This is a genomic window from Modestobacter altitudinis, assembly GCF_005930475.1.
GTDB lineage: Bacteria > Actinomycetota > Actinomycetes > Mycobacteriales > Geodermatophilaceae > Modestobacter > Modestobacter altitudinis.
Genome location: NZ_SJEW01000025.1, coordinates 22,227 through 39,356, shown reverse-complemented (window position 1 = coordinate 39,356; position 17,130 = coordinate 22,227). Strand labels below are relative to the sequence as shown.

At 65.7% G+C, this 17,130-nt stretch carries 11 protein-coding genes and 2 pseudogenes; 8 read left to right on the top strand and 5 right to left on the bottom strand.

What is annotated here, in order from left to right; all coding sequences use genetic code 11:
• Positions 1-323: 323 nt before the first annotated feature.
• Entirely contained in the window at positions 324-539 is a 216-nt protein-coding gene (locus FHL79_RS11485) for a hypothetical protein (RefSeq protein WP_138758733.1), read from the top strand.
• 667 nt (positions 540-1,206) lie between these two features.
• Here the strand turns inward: FHL79_RS11485 and FHL79_RS11480 are convergent.
• Positions 1,207-1,686 (bottom strand): hypothetical protein, encoded by a 480-nt coding sequence (locus tag FHL79_RS11480; protein WP_138758732.1) that lies wholly within the window; start codon positions 1,684-1,686, stop codon positions 1,207-1,209.
• 731 nt (positions 1,687-2,417) lie between these two features.
• On the opposite strand from FHL79_RS11480, the gene FHL79_RS11475 reads away from it, so the two are divergent.
• Complete coding sequence (locus FHL79_RS11475) at positions 2,418-2,648, top strand: transposase family protein (protein WP_138758731.1); 231 nt, start codon at positions 2,418-2,420, stop codon at positions 2,646-2,648.
• Positions 2,649-2,904: 256 nt separating this feature from the next.
• Positions 2,905-3,933 (top strand): tyrosine-type recombinase/integrase, encoded by a 1,029-nt coding sequence (locus FHL79_RS11470; protein ID WP_171058123.1) that lies wholly within the window; start codon positions 2,905-2,907, stop codon positions 3,931-3,933.
• A gap of 570 nt (positions 3,934-4,503) precedes the next feature.
• Here FHL79_RS11470 and FHL79_RS11460 read toward each other — a convergent pair.
• The 4 genes from FHL79_RS11460 to FHL79_RS11445 all read right to left on the bottom strand — a co-directional run bounded on the left by FHL79_RS11460 (position 4,504) and on the right by FHL79_RS11445 (position 10,578).
• Positions 4,504-5,595, bottom strand: coding sequence for a hypothetical protein (locus tag FHL79_RS11460; RefSeq protein ID WP_138758729.1), 1,092 nt, complete (start codon positions 5,593-5,595; stop codon positions 4,504-4,506).
• A 1,726-nt stretch (positions 5,596-7,321) separates the two neighbouring features.
• Positions 7,322-8,128 (bottom strand): polysaccharide lyase family 20 protein, encoded by an 807-nt coding sequence (locus FHL79_RS11455; protein WP_171058122.1) that lies wholly within the window; start codon positions 8,126-8,128, stop codon positions 7,322-7,324.
• A gap of 118 nt (positions 8,129-8,246) precedes the next feature.
• The gene (locus tag FHL79_RS11450; protein ID WP_218938431.1) at positions 8,247-9,800 is read right to left on the bottom strand and encodes a S8 family peptidase; all 1,554 of its coding nucleotides are present in this window, start codon (positions 9,798-9,800) and stop codon (positions 8,247-8,249) included.
• Between the two features lie 487 nt (positions 9,801-10,287).
• A complete protein-coding gene (locus FHL79_RS11445; protein ID WP_138758727.1) occupies positions 10,288-10,578 on the bottom strand; it encodes a hypothetical protein in 291 nt (96 codons plus the stop codon).
• A gap of 244 nt (positions 10,579-10,822) precedes the next feature.
• Here FHL79_RS11445 and FHL79_RS11440 point away from each other — a divergent pair.
• The 5 genes and pseudogenes from FHL79_RS11440 to FHL79_RS11425 all read left to right on the top strand — a co-directional run.
• Positions 10,823-11,990: pseudogene (locus FHL79_RS11440) on the top strand (IS3 family transposase).
• 598 nt (positions 11,991-12,588) lie between these two features.
• Positions 12,589-12,717 carry a hypothetical protein gene (locus FHL79_RS26155; RefSeq protein ID WP_281283866.1) on the top strand — a complete coding sequence of 43 codons (129 nt, stop codon included), beginning with the start codon at positions 12,589-12,591 and terminating at the stop codon, positions 12,715-12,717.
• A gap of 277 nt (positions 12,718-12,994) precedes the next feature.
• Positions 12,995-14,404 carry a TolB family protein gene (locus FHL79_RS11435; RefSeq protein WP_171058121.1) on the top strand — a complete coding sequence of 470 codons (1,410 nt, stop codon included), beginning with the start codon at positions 12,995-12,997 and terminating at the stop codon, positions 14,402-14,404.
• Positions 14,405-15,551: 1,147 nt separating this feature from the next.
• Positions 15,552-16,568, top strand: coding sequence for a transposase family protein (locus tag FHL79_RS11430; protein ID WP_171058120.1), 1,017 nt, complete (start codon positions 15,552-15,554; stop codon positions 16,566-16,568).
• A 63-nt stretch (positions 16,569-16,631) separates the two neighbouring features.
• Positions 16,632-16,922, top strand: a pseudogene (locus FHL79_RS11425) (transposase); the annotation flags it as partial.
• Between the last annotated feature and the right edge of the window lie 208 nt (positions 16,923-17,130).

Here is a 17,130-nt window from a genome sequence, read left to right as displayed (position 1 = left end):
CTCGGACGCTCGGGGGCATGAGCAGCGAAGGCAGCCGTGAGTACCGAGGTCGGCAGCGCGATCGTGACCGTCGTCGGCGTCAGCAGCAGGAGCGATCGACCGGGCGGCAGCCGTTACCGCTGCAAGGTGCGCCGGCGGAGCTCAGCCCGAGCGGGGCGGCTCGGCGGGCAGCGGCGACGACGTGCGGGTGGTGCCACGGGGCGATCATTCCGCGGTCGCGGGGGCCCATCCCGAAGTGGTGTTCGGCGACCTGCCGGCACCGGGCCTGGGAGCAGTCCCGCGCCGCGGCATCCGGACGGAGCGCGGTCACGATCGTCGAACGGGTGGTCACCGTCCCGACCCGGCCGCCGGCGTCAGTGCCGAAGCACCGCCAACTCGCCTGGGTGGACCTCGTGCGAGAGCTCGCCGCCCAGGTCGAGCAGGGCGCGGTGTACGACCGGCATATGCTCGCCATCGCCGCGGCCCTCGACGACGCCCTCCTCGCCGTGCACCGACGCAGCGGCCCCTCCCTGCGTCCAGTACCGCGGACATGGGGGTGACACCGGGGTGACCTCGGGGTGACGTAGGGCGCCAGATCGCTCAAGGCGCCGCTACCCCGTTGTCACCCCGGCCCGGCAGTCAGCAATCGCCCCGGATCGGCGCCTTCTGACGGTGAGGGATATCCGTCCGCCCTCCGTCGCCGTACCGCGGGAGGGCCCATGACCATCGGCGACGGCCGCGGACTCCGGGTCGTGGGCCCCACCTGCAGCGGTGCCCAACGAGTTAAACAGCTTGAGTACTACGTCCGCCGAGTCGTAGAGGCAGCGCCCCCTTTGACCGCCGAGCAGCGCGACCGGCTAGCTCTGCTGCTCCGCGGAAGCCGCGCTTGACTTGACCAGCCTGCGCACCCCGACCCCCGAGGACAGGCGCGATCAACGCGCAGGGCCAGTGCCAAGTGAAGTGGGCCGGGGCCCTGCTGCACATCACCCGGGCAGGCGGCGCCCCTTGGTGTGGTGCGCCGTGTGCACTCGACGAGCAGCGCCACAGCAGCCGGATGGATGTTCTCGGGTACGACATCTGTTCACGTGCTGCCCCATGCTCATGTCCGCGACGCCAGCGGATGCCGACTGAGCGGGGGTTTTATATCGGGCACCTTGCCGGGTGGGCAGCACGGTCACCGTGACCAGCCGGCACATGCAGCCGCGTGCCGGGCAAGGGATCGTCACGTCAGTGCGTGAGGTTAGACCGCGCTCCGCCTTCCTCTGCCTTGCCCCGCCCCGGTCCGTACCGTCGGTCCTTCGACCGTCCACTCAATGTCAACTTGGTCGGGCGAGAAGCGCTGCCCCTTCCAGCGGGGAGAATGGTCACAGTCACAAGTAGCGCGACGACCTGCTTGCGCCCTCGCAGAGGCATCGACTGCCAGGCGGCTGCTACCTCCTCAGCGTCAGCGAGGGCAGTGATCGGTGACTTTCCCAGCGCTCGGCTGATGCGGTCCTCGAGGTCGTTGATGCGCCGGGTGAGCTCCTGCGAGCGTTCCCGCACCACGGTCGCGGCGAGCAGTCCGTCAGCGAGCAGTCCCGCCAGGTCGTCGCGTCGGGTCCGCAGTTCCACGCACTCCGCTCGCAGCGCCGGCACGTCCTCATCCTCGACGAACAGCGCGGCCACGTCGGGCTGGGACAGTCGAGCGAGGATCACGGCCTCGACCACCTCATCAACAAGATCCTGACGCCGCGACAAGTAGCAAGCCGTGCATCGGTACGCTCGCCAGCGCTGATCCTTCACGCGCATCGCCGGCTGATCCGTGCCCGTCGGCCGAACGGGACTCGCTCGTCTACCCACTTGCATTCAGCGCCCGCGTGCGGCGGCCGCGGCGCTTCATCCCGCCGTACCATTGCCAACGCCAGTCAGCAATGGCCGCGCTGTCACCTCACGGCCTCGCCAGACACCGCGTATGCGAGGTGCGCTCTGTCGAATCGGTAAAAAGCGTGCCGTCCTTTGTGAAGGCTTGAGGGTCACCGACAACGGTCGGTCATTACGGACGACTGGAACACCGTAGGTGTCATCTCATTAGTCGCTGTTGACAACTACTCATTTGCATGCAGGATGCCGACTGAATGGCCACTCGTGCTGATGACGCAGATTTGGCGATGGCATCGGATTGCCTTCACGCAGCGGCTCCCTGAGGAAGGTGGTGTGGGTGTCGAGCGGCCGCAGACGACAAAGCTCTCCTGGCCAGAAGGAAGTCCCGGTTGTCCTCCCCGGGGGCGCAGGTGGCCGGGCGCCCCCGAGCGGGGTAGCGGTCGGTTGAGGAAGCATCGGCCTGCGCCTCGAGTTGAATTGGCCGGTCGCGGCCGACGGCTGCGGTAGCCAAGAACTGCTGCTTGCGCATGTAGTCAGCATCGTCGGTATCGCGCCCGGCCCCGCTGGCAGGGTCCTAAGTGACGTACGCGGGCGTGCGCGATGCGGTCACCGAGTCCGGCCTGCCGTCCGAGCGGTTGGATGCGGCCGGGTCGATCAGCCTGCTGCAGACCCTGTCCGCGGTCCCGGATCCGCGCAGGGCCCGCGGCCGTCGTCACAGTCTGCAATCGATGATGCTGCTTGCAGCTGGCGCCGTGCTGGCCGGCCGCCCGCTCGCACGCGGCGATCGCACAGTGGGCCCGCAGCGCTGAGCACGCGGTGGCCGTGGTCGGTCCCAAACCGCACGCGACCACGTTTGGGCGGGTGCTCGCGGCGGTCGTTCCGGCCGCGCTGCAGCGTGCCCTGACCGGGCGGGTCACGACTGGCCGCGATTCTCACTAGCGGTCGCTTAAGCGGAAGATCGCGACGTATAACCCCGTCTTGCCCGTGCGAGACAAGCACGCCTGCTGGTGCGGCCAGTGATCATCAGTACGAGCAGCCGTCGATTGACGCACTGGTGACGGAACGGTGACGGACGAGGTGCCAACATGGCGTGGGCAAAAGCCGTCACCTTATTTCGGCCATGCTGCCGGGGCGCGTCCGCAGTGTGCCTCCATTGCTTCGCTACATGGCACAGTCGGGGCCGCCCGCCGGTTCATCCGCCGCGACGTCTTCGAGCGAAGTACACTTAATGCCTATTCGAACATCCTTGACCTGCTTGCTTCGTCCGTCGGGCCGGGCGCTCCGGTGGACCAGATCACCGACCGGGAGATCGAGGACCTGCTCGACCGGTGGAGCGGCAGGGCGGCTACCCCATACAACCGTCACCGAGCGGCATTGCTGTCCTTCCTCGGCTGGTGCGAGACCCGGCGCTGGATTTCCGCCAACCCCGTAGCCCTGATCGAGCCGCGCAAGGTTCGCCGCCGCACCGAGGACGAACGCCGGGCGCGGCCGATCACCCGCGAGCTGCTCGCGGCCCTGTGGACGCTCGACGGCGTATCCGGCCGCGACCGACTGCTCTGGCGCATGGCCTACGAGACCTGGGCGCGGGCGGACGAGCTAATCGGCCTAGACGTCGAGGACCTGGACCTGGGTCGCCGCGACGGCATCGTGCAGGCCAAGGGCGGCAGCGCCGAAACGATCTGGTGGTCGACCGGCACTGCCCAACTGCTGCCTCGGGTGATCGCCCGACGCGCCCGCGGGCCGCTACTTCTCGCCGCCCGGCGCCCCACCCGCCCGATGCCCGCCGCCGACCTTGACCCGGTCACCGGTCGCGCCCGCCTCGGCTACCGGCAGGCAGAACGGATCTTCACCGCAATCGGCGCCCGCCTCGCCCCCGCCGGTGCCCCGTGGACGCCGCACCGGCTCCGGCACTCCGGTGTTGCGCACGCCGTGGAGAACGGCTGGAGCACGCCCGCGGTCCGGGCAAAGTCTCGGCACACCTCCATCCGCTCTCTGGAGGTCTACGCCAACCCCTCCGCCGACGCGGTTCGGGCGATGACCGACGCCCTCGACCCCAAAGTCCGACGGCCTCCAGCCCTTCGCCGGCGATTCTGACGGTCCCCGACCGGAACAGGACAGTGGTAACGCCCTCGAGGTACCCCCCGGGTCGGAGCGTCGGGTGGCGATAACCACCGTTGCAGTACTAGGCGCTGCCGCGTGACTGGAGCGTCGATGCGCCGCTTGTTCGGCGCCGCACGCCGTGCTTGTCGAGGATGTTACGGACTGCAGAGAATGAGCGGTCGGTCAGATCGCGATTTTTCGCAGCGACCGGCCGTAGGCGCACTGCTCATGCATGAACGCCTCGACATGAGCCTGGCCGGGATGGGCCGTGAGCGCGCCGAGCCCGCGAACTCGGGCAGCGGCCGCAGCCACGGCCCTGGCGGGCACGGCACGGCACGGCACGGCACGGCACGGCACGGCACGTGAACTGTGTCGTCGGGTAGAAATTTATCGACCCCGCGACGCCGCATGAGGGACCGACGTGCCGCTGTGACGCAAGGACGCTTGCTTAGCAATCGGCGTCCACGCCGCTCTTGTGCTCCTGTCCCCGCGCGGAGGCGTCGGATCCCTCCATCGCCCTCAAGAAGTTGCGAGTACGACCCGACTGGAGGCCGCTCAGCCTTGTCATGCGACGTTCGCGCATCCTAGTCTATCGGCACGCTCCTGAAGTTCCTTGATCTCGACGCGCAGCCGCCCAATCTCTTTCAGGATGAATTGTCTGTTGCCACCTCCCGCCCTAAGGTCGGCCTGCAAATCTTTGATCTCGCGTTCATTCCCGGCGATGCGCGACCGAATTTCTGAGCAATCCTGAGACTCCGAGATGGTTACCACGTGTTTGGATGTCATCGCGCCGAACCATTCGACTCCGTCGCGCACCATGCGCCAAGTGAAGACGGCTCGCGGGGGCGGTGGCGTCACCGCCGTCCAAGAAAACGTCACAATCTGATTCGGTCCCACCGGCCCGGGCAGGCCAATCCTGCTCATACCCCAACTTGAGTTGTCTTGCGGATCCTGGGAACCCAAGGAATAAGCGTCTTCTGATCGCCAGGTTGTCGTTCCCGTATTCTTCATCGTGACGGATACACGAGTGGAACTCCCGGGAGTTATGGGCCCGGTCGACGGCGCACTCTGGCTGATGAAGCGAGCACCATTTGCACCCGGGCGCGGTTCTACGAATACGCCACACATCTTGAGGTCGAGCGGGATGAACACGGCATCGCATTGCCATGCCGAGCGAAACTGCTCCAACGATGGCGTCGGGTTCCACGAGCACGCCGCAAGGTTCAAGCGGTCTTCCGTGTATGCATATGCAATGGCCCAGTGGAAGACGAAGTCAGGTCCGCCAAGTCGTCCCAGGTCAAGCAGTACGGCCACAGGAAGCTCGCGGTCGAGCGATTCTCGCAATTGTGGCCAAGCCTGATCCCAGCCTCCCTGAAAAAACAATGCTCGGACCTTCGCATCGAGTCCGTATGCGCGTACGGCGTCGGCTATGCGCCCGCCGGACGTTCCCCAGCCAAACACAATGTCAGGCCCAAATCCGTCTCGGCTGACAGCGTCAATGGCGTCGCCGTCAGCCCAAAACCCGTCGGAGAATCTCGTAATAGGCCAGGGCTGAGTGCCATGAAAGTCCAGGAGGGTTGCAATAGCCGCCTGTCCGCAGGTATTCCAGTCGACATCTATTCGCCAATTGATGTACGCGTGGATGGAAGTTAACATCGTGATCAGTCGTTTCCTGGCAGCTTCGGCGCTGACTCGTCATCACCGACCGGCAGCGGTATCCCGGCTTTCACTTCTCGCCGCATATCGAGCTGCCGACGCCTGTGCTCGGCCCAGCGAAGTAGCTCTGGTGAGTTAGGGTCGACCGGAGAAGTGACTGGGGTAATCTCCACGACGTCCTCCTGCAATCGGATGGACCTGTCGGCGGGAACTTGCCGATGCCGGGACAATACCGCGAGAGCGGTTCTACAGGGACGCCTCCGCACCCCTCCCGTCACTGGACTTGGGTATCTGGCTCTCGCTTGCGGGCTTCAGGTCATCGTTGCTGGTCAAGTTGATGCGGGCAGTGCTGTCCGTCATCGTGCTCATCCCTCGTGGGTGGCTCGGCGTCGCGACGGAGTCGGAGCGCCTGATTGACCTTTTGGAGCGGTCTCCGTTGTCGCCAAGGCCCCGCCGTGCGCACCACATCTCAGCCGTAAGTCAGCGGGAGCGGCGCCGACGAACCGCAAACCCGCGGGCCTGCGGAAGTCCTAGCAAGCCGGAGCTGCCCCCAGCCCGCGACGTCGGTGCGCCGCCTAATCTCCTGGTGCAGCGGCTCCAGCGGGTTGGCAGCCCACGTCAACTGCGGCGTGCGACCTGAAGGCGGCGAAGTCGAACGACACAATGCGGTTATGACGGCCGCGAGGTCCGGAACCGGGAAGTCATCCGCGGTACCGAGGTTGAACGACCCGCGGGGAGTCAGACCCACCGAGTGCGCCACAACGTTGCCCACGTCGACGAATTGCGTGGCGACGATTCCCAGTACGGCCGTGCTCGTCCAGGGCCACGGGGCCTCCGTAGTCGAGCCCGGCGTGGCTCCGATCGCGCCGGCGTGTAGGTCGCGCGGCGGGGACCTCGACACGGGCCGACTAGCCAGCTGCCCGCCTGATGAGAGACGGCGCAGCGGGTCGGGAGGTGCCGTCGGCATGCACGTCCTAGCAGGACGATGGGCCGGCGCGGCTCCGCCGATGGTGGTGCGCGCTGACACGCGCAGGTCAGCACCGACAGCGCCGCTGACCTGCGCCTCTAAGCCGACGGCGTGGGATTCGAACCCGTAAGGGGTGTCACCCCGTAACGGCTTTCAAGCCTGGTTCAAGGTGTTCCCGAACCAGCACCGATCTACCAATTTCGCAGGTCAACGCGGGGATCGCCGATACCGGTGGCTACCGCCATTGGCCGCTGCGTGCCCCTACTACGAGCACGCAGCGGGCACGGCCGTTCAGGCCCCCGCAGGTCTGCTCCTCATGAATCGAGCAGTCGGATGCCGGCACTACGTCCGCGTCGGTCGGAGTCGGCTGGGTCATGCAGCACCCCCGGTGATGGACACCGCATGTGGCCCTCGTGCTTAACCTCGACCACGCGGCGGGTCGATTTGGTGATCCCCGATAGGGCGACGGGCTACCTGGGGCCCTCGCGGTCGGTGTCGAGCAGGAACAAACAGCAGCGGCCGAGCGCGGCGATCCGCCAGGTGCTTGGGCCGATGGTGTCCAGGAGGGTGGGGTGCTGGCGTCAGGGATGAGCCCGTGGTCGGCGAGAACGGCGAACACCGCCCCGGCGACGCCGGCCACCTGAGGCCGGGCACGTGCGACCAGGCAGGTCCGGGTGCCAGCCGACGGACGACTCGACGCTGGCCCGCACCAGCTCTTCCGGCGACCCCAAGTGGGCATTTAGACGTCATCACACTTGTTCAGGTCGCTGGCGGCGAGATCACCTCAAGACTACCCCTGCCATCAGCAATCCTCACCTCGTCAAGATATAGAAGCCGTTTATCCGTAGCTGTGGCCTTGTATTTCGGGTCCTTAGGATCTTTTACGTTCCAATCCCACTTGTAGACCCCGAATTTGAAATAGTGGCCCCGGCCGTCGGCAAACTTATTTTGCCCCTCTAGTATCCGCACACTCTGGCAATTCTTCCAGACCTCGAGGAACCCCTCGTTCCCCTCTGACCACTTTGCGTGCAGCACCCAGTCTGTCCATTTATCGAGCTCGCACGCGCCAAGCGCATAGACACATACGTCTTGATCAATAGTGTTATCCCACGACGACTTGCGCGTGGTCAGAATCCACTGCCCTTGCTCCATCGTGAGGGCCGCGGGAGGAGAGCCACCATGTCGCGGATCCAAGGGTTCCGTGTCGTTTTGCTTCCATTGGGCAACGTTCTCTCGAGACCGGTCTGGCAACCAGTCTTCCGGAAGGTAAATACTGAAGCCATACCACCTCTCTGCACCCGGCGGCTCACAGCAGGGCGTCTTGAGTTCGCTTCGCGTTCCGGAACTCTGCAGTGGATCTTGGCGGTGCAGGAAGAACCGCGCGGAGCGGGCGCCGCTTCGAACCGGGCCGGGCGTACTGACGATTGAGTACGGCGGCTCGGCAGTGGAAGGTTCTAATGTGTAGTCCCGGCGCCATCCCGATGGAGGCCCCGGTGGGACGCCCTCCTCGAACTCTTCCCAATCGAGCACGTACAGCGGGTCAGGGTCGATTGGAGTTGATGTCACGGCTTGGCTCCTCCTTCTCCGGGCGCTTGAGGGCGCGAAAATTCCTCACCCATGAATGGCTTGTCAATATAGTCCCACTTCTCATGTGTAGAGACCTTCGAAAGGCAGATCGGGCGGGTCACGCCTCGGAGGCGAGACGTTCGGAAGCTGCGCGGATGATGCGTGCGGCTTCACGCTTGAGGGCGATTCCTGAGTCCCGATCGCCGATCATCGTGGCTATCTCTGTGGCGGCCAAGCCGAGCAGGATGTCCCGCGTGTTCGGCGCCACATGATCTAGTGGACCGACCGGACGTGGGCCGCTGGGTGTCAGCACGACGCCACCGCCGTCCTGGATGACGCCGAGAAGGATCGCGACAATCGCTGGCCACCGATCGACCTTGTAGGGGTTGATCTCCTCCTCCAGCAAGGCCCTGAGGTTTGGCATGACTCCGATGCGGTCGGAGGCCGGGTTCGCGCTCGCCGTATTGCCGCTGGTTCGACTGAGCCGCCACCGCAGATCGCTCGGCGAGTAGGGCGCTCCGAGGTTGGCCCGACGCCAGGATTGCATGATTAACGCTGCACCGGTGATGATCGGTGATGCTCCAGAGGTGCCACCGAACCCCGTGGTGTAGCTGGTGGTGAGGTTGCCCATCCAGCCGTCACCAGTCGTGTCGATGTTCTCGCCCCAAGCGAAACAGTCGATGCGAGCGCCGTAGTTGGAAAAGCTGAGCCTGCTGTGAGGCGCCGTGGAGCTGGCTGCGCCCACCATAATCGCGCCCGAGTCCCGGAAATGCGGGCCTGCACGGTCGAAAACGAGGTTGCCACTGGGGTCAGTCACGGTATCGAGATTGTGTCCGCCGTTGCCGGCCGCCTCGACGACCACGATGCCGACCGTAGTCGCGGCCAAAATGGCGTCGAACACCGCCTGCTCAGTCTCCACCGGAACGAACGCTTGTGTGCCGACCGTCGTTTGCGCCTCCAGAAGGAGGACGTCCCCGGCTTGCATCGCGAGCGTCGCCGAGACAATGGCGTCCGCAGTGTTGTAATTCGTCGGCGTGCGCCACTGCGAGACAACTCGGGCCGGCGCGCTCGGAGCGATGCCGATACCTCCGATGACATTGTCGACCCCGACGACTTCCCCGAGAACGGCGGTGCCGTGGCCGAAGAAGTCCTGGTTGACTCCAGAGATTAAGGCCATATTCGCCGCGACGAGGTCCTCGTGATTGAGAGTCCACCCACGTTCGAGGTCAACGAAACGGGCACCGGCGCCGTCGGCCAACGACCATGCCCAGCGTGCGTCGATACCGGTCGGCGCAGCGTCCAGATAGCCCTGGTTCACAGCGCGTGGATCATCTGATGCGTTCACAGGAGGAGGCACCGGCCCGGCTTCCACGTATGCCGTTTCGACCGAGTCCATACGCCGAAGGGCGGCGGCGAGCTCATCGGCGCGCGCCCGGTCGGCCAGCTCCGCCGCGCGGTACGACCCTAGATCGGGCAACACATCTGTGGCGTGGCGAGTCCGAGCGGTCAACTCCCGCTGCTCCGCCTCTCCCAGAGTAGTGAAGTACATAGCGAAGTCGGCGTCGGGGAACTCGTCGACAACCGCAGACCACTGCTCGCCCAGCTGCCCTGACTCTGAAGCGGACATCGGCTCGCCGGCGCGCAAGCCGGCCTCGGGTCGGAACTTGACCACTATCCGAGCAGGTCGGTCTGCTCCCCGGTCGCCCTCGTCCGGCATGACTCCGTTGATTACTGCCATTACTTCTCCTTCCTCGCGCATCGCCTCACCACGGCCGCCGATAGCGATTGCGCGGCCAACACCCGCGACAGCCTCGCGCTCATTCCGCCGATGAAGGCCAGCCCCGCCCTCCGCTCGCGCTGCGGGCCGCGCCGACGGCGACCGGCCAGGCTCCGCGTCGACATAGGCCCCGACTATTCGCACCTGCGGGCCTGGCTGTGCCGGCGTCGAACCTCACCGCACATGGCCCGTCGCGGCGTGAAGAACAGCACCCGCCTGGGTGAGTAGCGCGAGCAACATGGAAGACCTTCTTGCGCAGGAGGCTGCGTCACCACGGCCGATCTTCTCGCCAGGTCGTCACCATGCCGTCACGGCGCCATCACCGCGCCACACGTAACGAAGCCAAGCCCCGGCGAGCATCCGTGCACGAGGAAGCGGCGCTTCAGCTGAACCTTCCGAATGATCGGGCAACGCTGCCTAGGAATCGGGAGATGGCCCTCGCCGACTGCAGCGACCAGAGCATGGCCTGTCTCTGCCGCATCGACACCGGGAACCGGAGCGCGTTGAACCCCTGACTGGCGTAGAAGCCTAGGTCCTGGGTCAGCTTGCTCACGTCGGGGATGTCGTACCAGCCCGAGTCCGTCTTCGACTTCCAGCCGTCCCACTCGTCGGGGCTTTCCGCGCCGGACCGGTTGATTCCCCGGTACCGGACACCGGTTGGGTAGACGCCCATCTGGTCACTCTCCTGCCGGGGGCGTCCCGGGACGCTGACCGCGCCGGGGCGAGCCCCAGTGTGGGCCAGGACCGTCGCTCCAACTAGGCCCGCGGTTTTGGCGGGCCCTGTGGTCGCTACTCCGCTGTCTGGGGACTGCCCCCAATTCTGTCTGGGGACTGCCAATTCGGCTGTCTGGGGACTGCCCCCAATTCGGTTGACTCCTGCCCTGTGAGGCTGCGGCCTCGCTGGAAGGATCAGCATCGTGCCCAAGCCGTTCCCGCCGGAGTTCCGGCGTGACGTGATCGCCGTCGCCCGCAAGGGCGAGGCGTCGATCTCCCAGGTCGCCCGTGACTTCGAGATCTCCGAGTCCTGCCTGCAGCGCTGGCTGAAGATGGCCGACCGAGACGACGGACTCACTCCACCGAGCAGCGGCGATCGAGGCGGCGGAGGCGGCGGCAAAGGACGAGTCCGCGGAGCTGCGGGAGCTGCGCCGGCGCAACAAGCTGCTGGAACAGAAGAACGAGATCCTGCGACGGGCCACGGCCTACTTCGCCCGCGAAGTCCTCCCAAAATGATCTACCCGCTGGTCGTGAATTTGCCGCCGAGCACATCCCCGTCGCGGGGACCTGCCGGGTGCTCGGCTTCACCAAACAGGCGTTCTACAAGTGGCAGGCCAACCCGGTCAGCCAGCGCGACTGGGACGACGCGCACCTGATCAACGCCGCACTCGACATCCATGCCGACGACCCGGCGTTCGGCTACCGGTTCATCGCTGACGGACTGCGCGAGCAAGGCATCACCGCAGGTGAGAACCGAGTCGCCCGACTCTGCTCCCAGCAGCGCATCTGGTCGATCTTCGCGAAGAAGCCGGCCTCAATCGCAAGGCCGGCCCGCCGGTGCACGACGACCTGGTCGACCGGGTCTTCACCGCGGCAGCACCGAACGTCATGTGGCTGACCGACATCAGCGAGCACCGCACCGCCGAAGGCAAGCTCTACCTTTGCGCGATCAAGGACGTCTACTCCGGGCGGATCGTCGGCTACTTCATCGACTCCCGCATGAAGGCATCCCTGGCGATGGCGGCACTTCGCAACGCCATCCGTCGGGACCCGGTCGGCACCGTGGTCCATTCCGATCGCGGCAGTCAGTTCCGCTCGAACGCCTTCGTCCGCACGATCAAGAACAACGGGCTGGTCGGCTCGACGGGCCGGGTCGGTGCCTGCGGCGACAACGCCGCGATGGAATTGTTCTTCGCGCTCTTGCAGAAGAACGTGATCGACCGCCAACGCTGGGCCACCCGTGAAGAACTACGGCTGGCGATCATCACTTGGATTGAGCGGACCAACCACCGCCGGCGCCGCCAACGCCGTCTCGGCCGACTCACACCGATCGAGTACAAGACGCTCAGCCCCGCCGCTATCGCGGCCTGACCATCCCACCCGACGAGTCAACTGAAGTGGGGGCAGTCCCGACGTCCGTCCATCCCCCGTGGCCGTCACCGCAGGAGATCCGATGACCATTGGCGACGGCCGTGGCCTCCGCGCCCTAGGTCCCCCGTGCAGCGAAGTCCGACGAGCGCAACAGCTTGAGGATCACATCCGCGCCGAGTTGTAGAGGCAGCGCCCTCTCTGACCGCCGAACAGCGCGACCGGTTAGCCCTACTCCTCCACGGAAGCCGCGTCTGACCTGACCAGCCCGCGCACCGACCCCGCGCGGGCGGGCTTGTACCGCGGCCACCGGTTGCCCTGCCGATGCAGCGCGAGCGGCGGGCTGCCTGCTTCTAACGGGGCTACATTCGGTCGGCTCTGAAGCAGGATCGGGTGTCCGAGCCGCCAGCGGGTGAACACTGCCCGTCCCGAGTCCCGAGGGTCGAGGCCCACGCTTGGATCGTGCCCCCGCCGGTGCGCGAGGAGAAGGCGGATGGGCGGTGGGATGGCGTGCCGGATGAGCACTGATCCCTTAGGTCGCCACGGTTTTTTCTTCCAGGTTGCGGACAGCTGACGCCGGACCGGAGGAGGCCGTTGCAGAGTGTTGTTCATCGAAGATGACTGGGCGGAGGCCCATCACGATATCGAGATCGTCGACGTGTCCAGCCGCCGGCTGGCTCGCCGGCGGCTGCCCGAGGGAGTCGAGGGCTGGTCGGGCTGCATGCCCTGATCGCCGATCACTTGGCCGAGGACGCCGAGGCCGATCAAGTGATGGTCGGGATTTGAGCTGGTTCCAGGTGGACCCGGTTTTGACACGAAGATGTTGCCCGCGGGGCGGCACGGACATTGATCGTCCGACGTCTCCTACGCCCGGTGATGGCGCAGTGACGCTCCTGTGACGGCTTGACCTCATGCTGGAACACGTACGAGGCCAGGGTGGGGATGCAGCTCGACGCAGAAATGTCGGCGGCCTCCATTCACGCAGGGAAGTGAGCGGAGGTTCCGCGATGACCATCTCGTCGTGGTCCGGTCAGCATTCACGCGAGCGGGGCCAGTCGGCCTCCCGGGCGGTCGGCGTGGGGCGATTCCGGCGGGCGCCCGCCGTCGCAACTCTCGCCGTGTCGATGGTCGTTGCGTTGCCCACCTCCGCGGCCGCCGCTCCGGCCGTCACCATCCTCGTAAGCCGGGCGGACGGCGCCAACGGACTGGTGGGCGACGAGGACAGCTTTCTCCCGTCGACCAACGCTGACGGGCATCTCGTCGCCTTCCAGTCCAACGCGAACAACCTCAGCGCCGACGACAACGACAACGTCGACAACATCTTCGTGAGGGATGTCCGGAACGGCAGGACTCGACTGGTCAGCCGTGCCGACGGCGCCAACGGTGCGGCAGCGGACAACGCGTCCACATTTCCCTCGATTTCGGGGGAAAATCGTGTCGCGTTCCAGTCGCGGGCCACGAACCTGAGCGCCGTGGATCTCGATGCCGTTGAGGACGTGTTCGCGCGTGACGTGGGTGACGGGACGACGGTACTGGTGAGCCGGACGAACGGCATAAGTGGGGCAGCAGGTGACGGCGACTCAGGGTTCGCCTCCATTTCCCAAAGCGGACGGTTCGTGGCGTTCCAGTCGGATGCGGACAACCTGAGTGCCAACGACAACAACGCCGTCACCAACGTCTTCGTGCGCGACCTCCAGAACGGCAGTACCCGGTTGGTGGACAGGGCCAACGGCACCAACGGCGCTGCCGCGGATGCTGGCGCAGCCTTTCCGTCAGTTTCTGCCGATGGTCGGTATGTCGCGTTCGAGTCCGCCGCGGACAACCTGAGCGCCAACGACGACGACGCCGTCACCAACGTCTTCGTGCGCGACGTTCAAAACGGCACTACCCGACTAGTTAGCCGAGCAGACGGCTCCAACGGCGATGGAGCCGATGACGGTTCCTCGAATCCCTCGATCTCCGGCAACGGGCGGTACGTAGCCTTCGAGTCAAACGCGGACAACCTGAGCGGCAACGACAATGACAACGTCTCCAACGTCTTCGTGCGCGACCTCCAGAACGGCACCACCCGGCTGATCAGCCGTGCCAGCGGCACCAACGGCGCCGGAGCCGACGACGCCTCCCTGTCCGCCTCCATCTCTGGGAACGGCCGGTACGTCGCCTTCGAGTCCCTCGCGGACAACCTGAGCGCGGACGACGACAACAACGTTTTCAATGTATTCGTGCGTGATCTCGACCAGCGGGCAACAACCCTGGTGAGCCGCGCGAGCGGGACCAACGGTCCGGGCGGGAACGACAGTTCGAACTTCCCCGCAATGTCGGCCGACGGCGGCTCAGTCGCCTTCCAATCGGCGGCGGACAACTTGAGCGCCGAAGACGACGACAACGTGTTAAACATCTTCGTCCGCCTGAGGTGAGGACCGGGAGGCGATTGTTCATTCCGTTTGCAGTGAACATCGCACAACTAGCGCGCTAAGGAGCTGACATGACTAGTGGGCAGCCATTAATCCTCGGGGCGACCAACCAGTCGTCCGATTCCACCATCCTAGACGTCGACATACCAGGTGTGGGAGTCGGCCTATACGTGAGGGCGAACAACGTTACCGGAAGCCCGGGAGTTATCGGCATTCAATCCTCATCCGATACGCCTAATGGAGTGGGCGTTCGGGCTTACGCCAACTCGAGTAACGGATCGTATGGCGTTCAAGGATATGGGCGGATTGTGGGCGTCATGGGCCTTGGCGGCCCGAGCAGTTCAACTCCGGCGGGCCCGTGCTACGGCGTCCAAGGCATCAACTATAACGGTGGACCACAGGGTATTGCCGTCGACGCCGACGGACGCGCAGGCATAGGCTTGACTGTATCCGGCGAATACACTCAGATTCGGATCACGCCGAGCTCAAGTGCGGGGCCGCCTACGAGCACAAGTGCAACTCACGTACACCTTGCTGGAGAGCTATACCTTGACTCAAGAGTCGACCTTTACCTTTGCAAGAGCGGCGGATCTCCCGGCTCCTGGGTCAAGATCGCGTGAGTAGTGCTACGAACTTGATTCTACCGGGTCGAAGGCGAGAGGCGGTAGATGTAGCCGCCGACCAGGTACGTGGGACCAATAGCGCCTGCGGCGGCTACCACGCCGACCGCCGCGACAAGCCGGAGGACCAGACAAGAAGCCCGCCTACACGCAAGGCAAACTACGCCAAGAACCGAACAGTGAGAGAGTCATGAATCCGTCCGAAGAATTTTCGGGAACCTCATTCACCTCCTTTGAGGACGCAGTGCTGCAAGCATTACCGCCCCCGACTTCCAACGTGCCTGAGACGTTCACCGTGACCGAATTCAAGTTGCAGCGAGGCGGGTTCGTTGGTATCCCGCAATACCAAGTGACCGTTCGGCGTGCATGATTGCTCCTCTCGGTTGCTGGCAAGGCAGCTGCAAAGTCGTGGGATGGGCGTGTGACCTGCAAGGTTAGGGCGTGCCCGGGCGGTGTGATGATTTGAAGGTGCTGAAGGCCATCCGGTCACTAGCGGAGTGCCCGTGCCCGCCTGTTCATCCTCCTCGTCAGTGGTGCAGGACGCTGTCCGCACCGTCGAACTGCCTGCCCAGCCGCTGGGCGTGGCCGAGTCAACGACGCTGCTGCAGGCCCTGTCGGCGGTTCCTGATCCGCGGAAGGCCCGCGGGTGCCGTCACAGTCTGCAATCGATTCTCTACGTTGCCGTCGGCGCGGAGCTGGCCGGTGCCCGCTCCTACGCCGCGATCGCGCAGTGGGCCCGCCACGTCGACGCGCCGGTCACCATCTGCCGGTCCAGTCCGCATGCGGCCACGCTCGCCTGGGTGCTGGGCGCGGTGGAGATGACCGTCTTGCAGCAGGCGCTCACCCGTTGGGTGCTGGCCGGTCGCGCGGGCGCGCAGCCGGCACCGGCCACCAGCGGCGATGCCGGTCATCCGGTCGCCGAGGACCGGACGGTACTGGCCTTTGATGGCAAGACGCTGCGCGGTGCCCGCATCGGCAACGGCGGGCAGGCCAAGCTGGTCGCGGTGTTCGAACACGCTCACGGGCTGGTCTTCGCCCAGGCCGAGGTGGCCGAAGGTGATGAGCTGGCCGCGTTCGCCCTCGTCCTGAACACCCTGCCTGACCTGCGCGGTGTGGTAGTCACCGCGAATGCGCTGCACTGCCGGCGCGCCCAGGCCGCCTATCTGCACGGCCGCGGCGCGCACTACTGTTCACGGTCAAAGGCAACCACCCGTCCTGCGACGCGCGCTGGCTCGGCTGCCCTGGGCGCAAGCCCCGGGGCTGATCGAACGCCACCGGGACCAGGGCCAGATAGAGTTCCAATCGATCAAGGTCATCGACCTGGACGGGACGCTGGAGGCACGGCTGTTCCCGCACGGAGCGCGGCCATCAAAGTCATCCGCCGGCTTCGGCGCAGCGGCACGGCACACCCGTCGGTGGAGACGGTCTACGCGCGGACCTCTCCGGGGGCACCGCGACGCCGACCCACGGCTATTGGCCTCCTGGATCCGGTCGCACTGGGCGAAGGAAAACCGGCCCCACTGGGTCCCCGACGTCACCGAGGGTGAAGACCATTTGACATCTTGGGGAGAAAAGTCACCGACTCATCGCTGTCGATGCTGGACGCCGAGGCCGCCCACCGGGATCACGCGCTCGTCGAGCAGGTCATCGCCGAGTTCAAGGCAGGACCGCTGGCCCACCTACCGTCGAGAAAGTTCACCGCGAACGCCGCCTGGCTGGTCTACGCGGCCATCGCGTTCAACCTCACCCGGGCCGCTGGCGACCTGGCCGGGGCCTTCTACGCCAAGGCCCGCATTGCCACGATCCGCACCCAGCTCATCGCCATCCCGGCCCGGATCGCCCACTCCGCCCGGCGGCGGCGGCTGCACCGGCCTCGAGACTGGCCGTGGGAGACCGCCTAAACCCAGCTGTTCGACGCAACCTGCGGACCACCAGCGGCGGCCTGACCGCGACCATCCGCCTCACAGGCCCGACCGCAAACCGACAGTGGCAGAGCCGGACAGACCGGCAGCTCACCCGCGCCCACATCCGGCAATCAAGATCAGATCACCGGCTGGCGGACCGGACCAAGATCGGCGGTGGATCTAGGCCGAAGGAGAACCGACCGGT

What these genes read in the sequence shown, in the direction of transcription:
- FHL79_RS11460 (WP_138758729.1), bottom strand. Translation starts at nt 5,595, where the DNA reads ATGTTAACTTCCATCCACGCGTACATCAATTGGCGAATAGATGTCGAC.
- FHL79_RS11445 (WP_138758727.1), bottom strand. Translation starts at nt 10,578, where the DNA reads ATGGGCGTCTACCCAACCGGTGTCCGGTACCGGGGAATCAACCGGTCC.
- FHL79_RS11435 (WP_171058121.1), top strand. Translation starts at nt 12,995, where the DNA reads ATGACCATCTCGTCGTGGTCCGGTCAGCATTCACGCGAGCGGGGCCAG.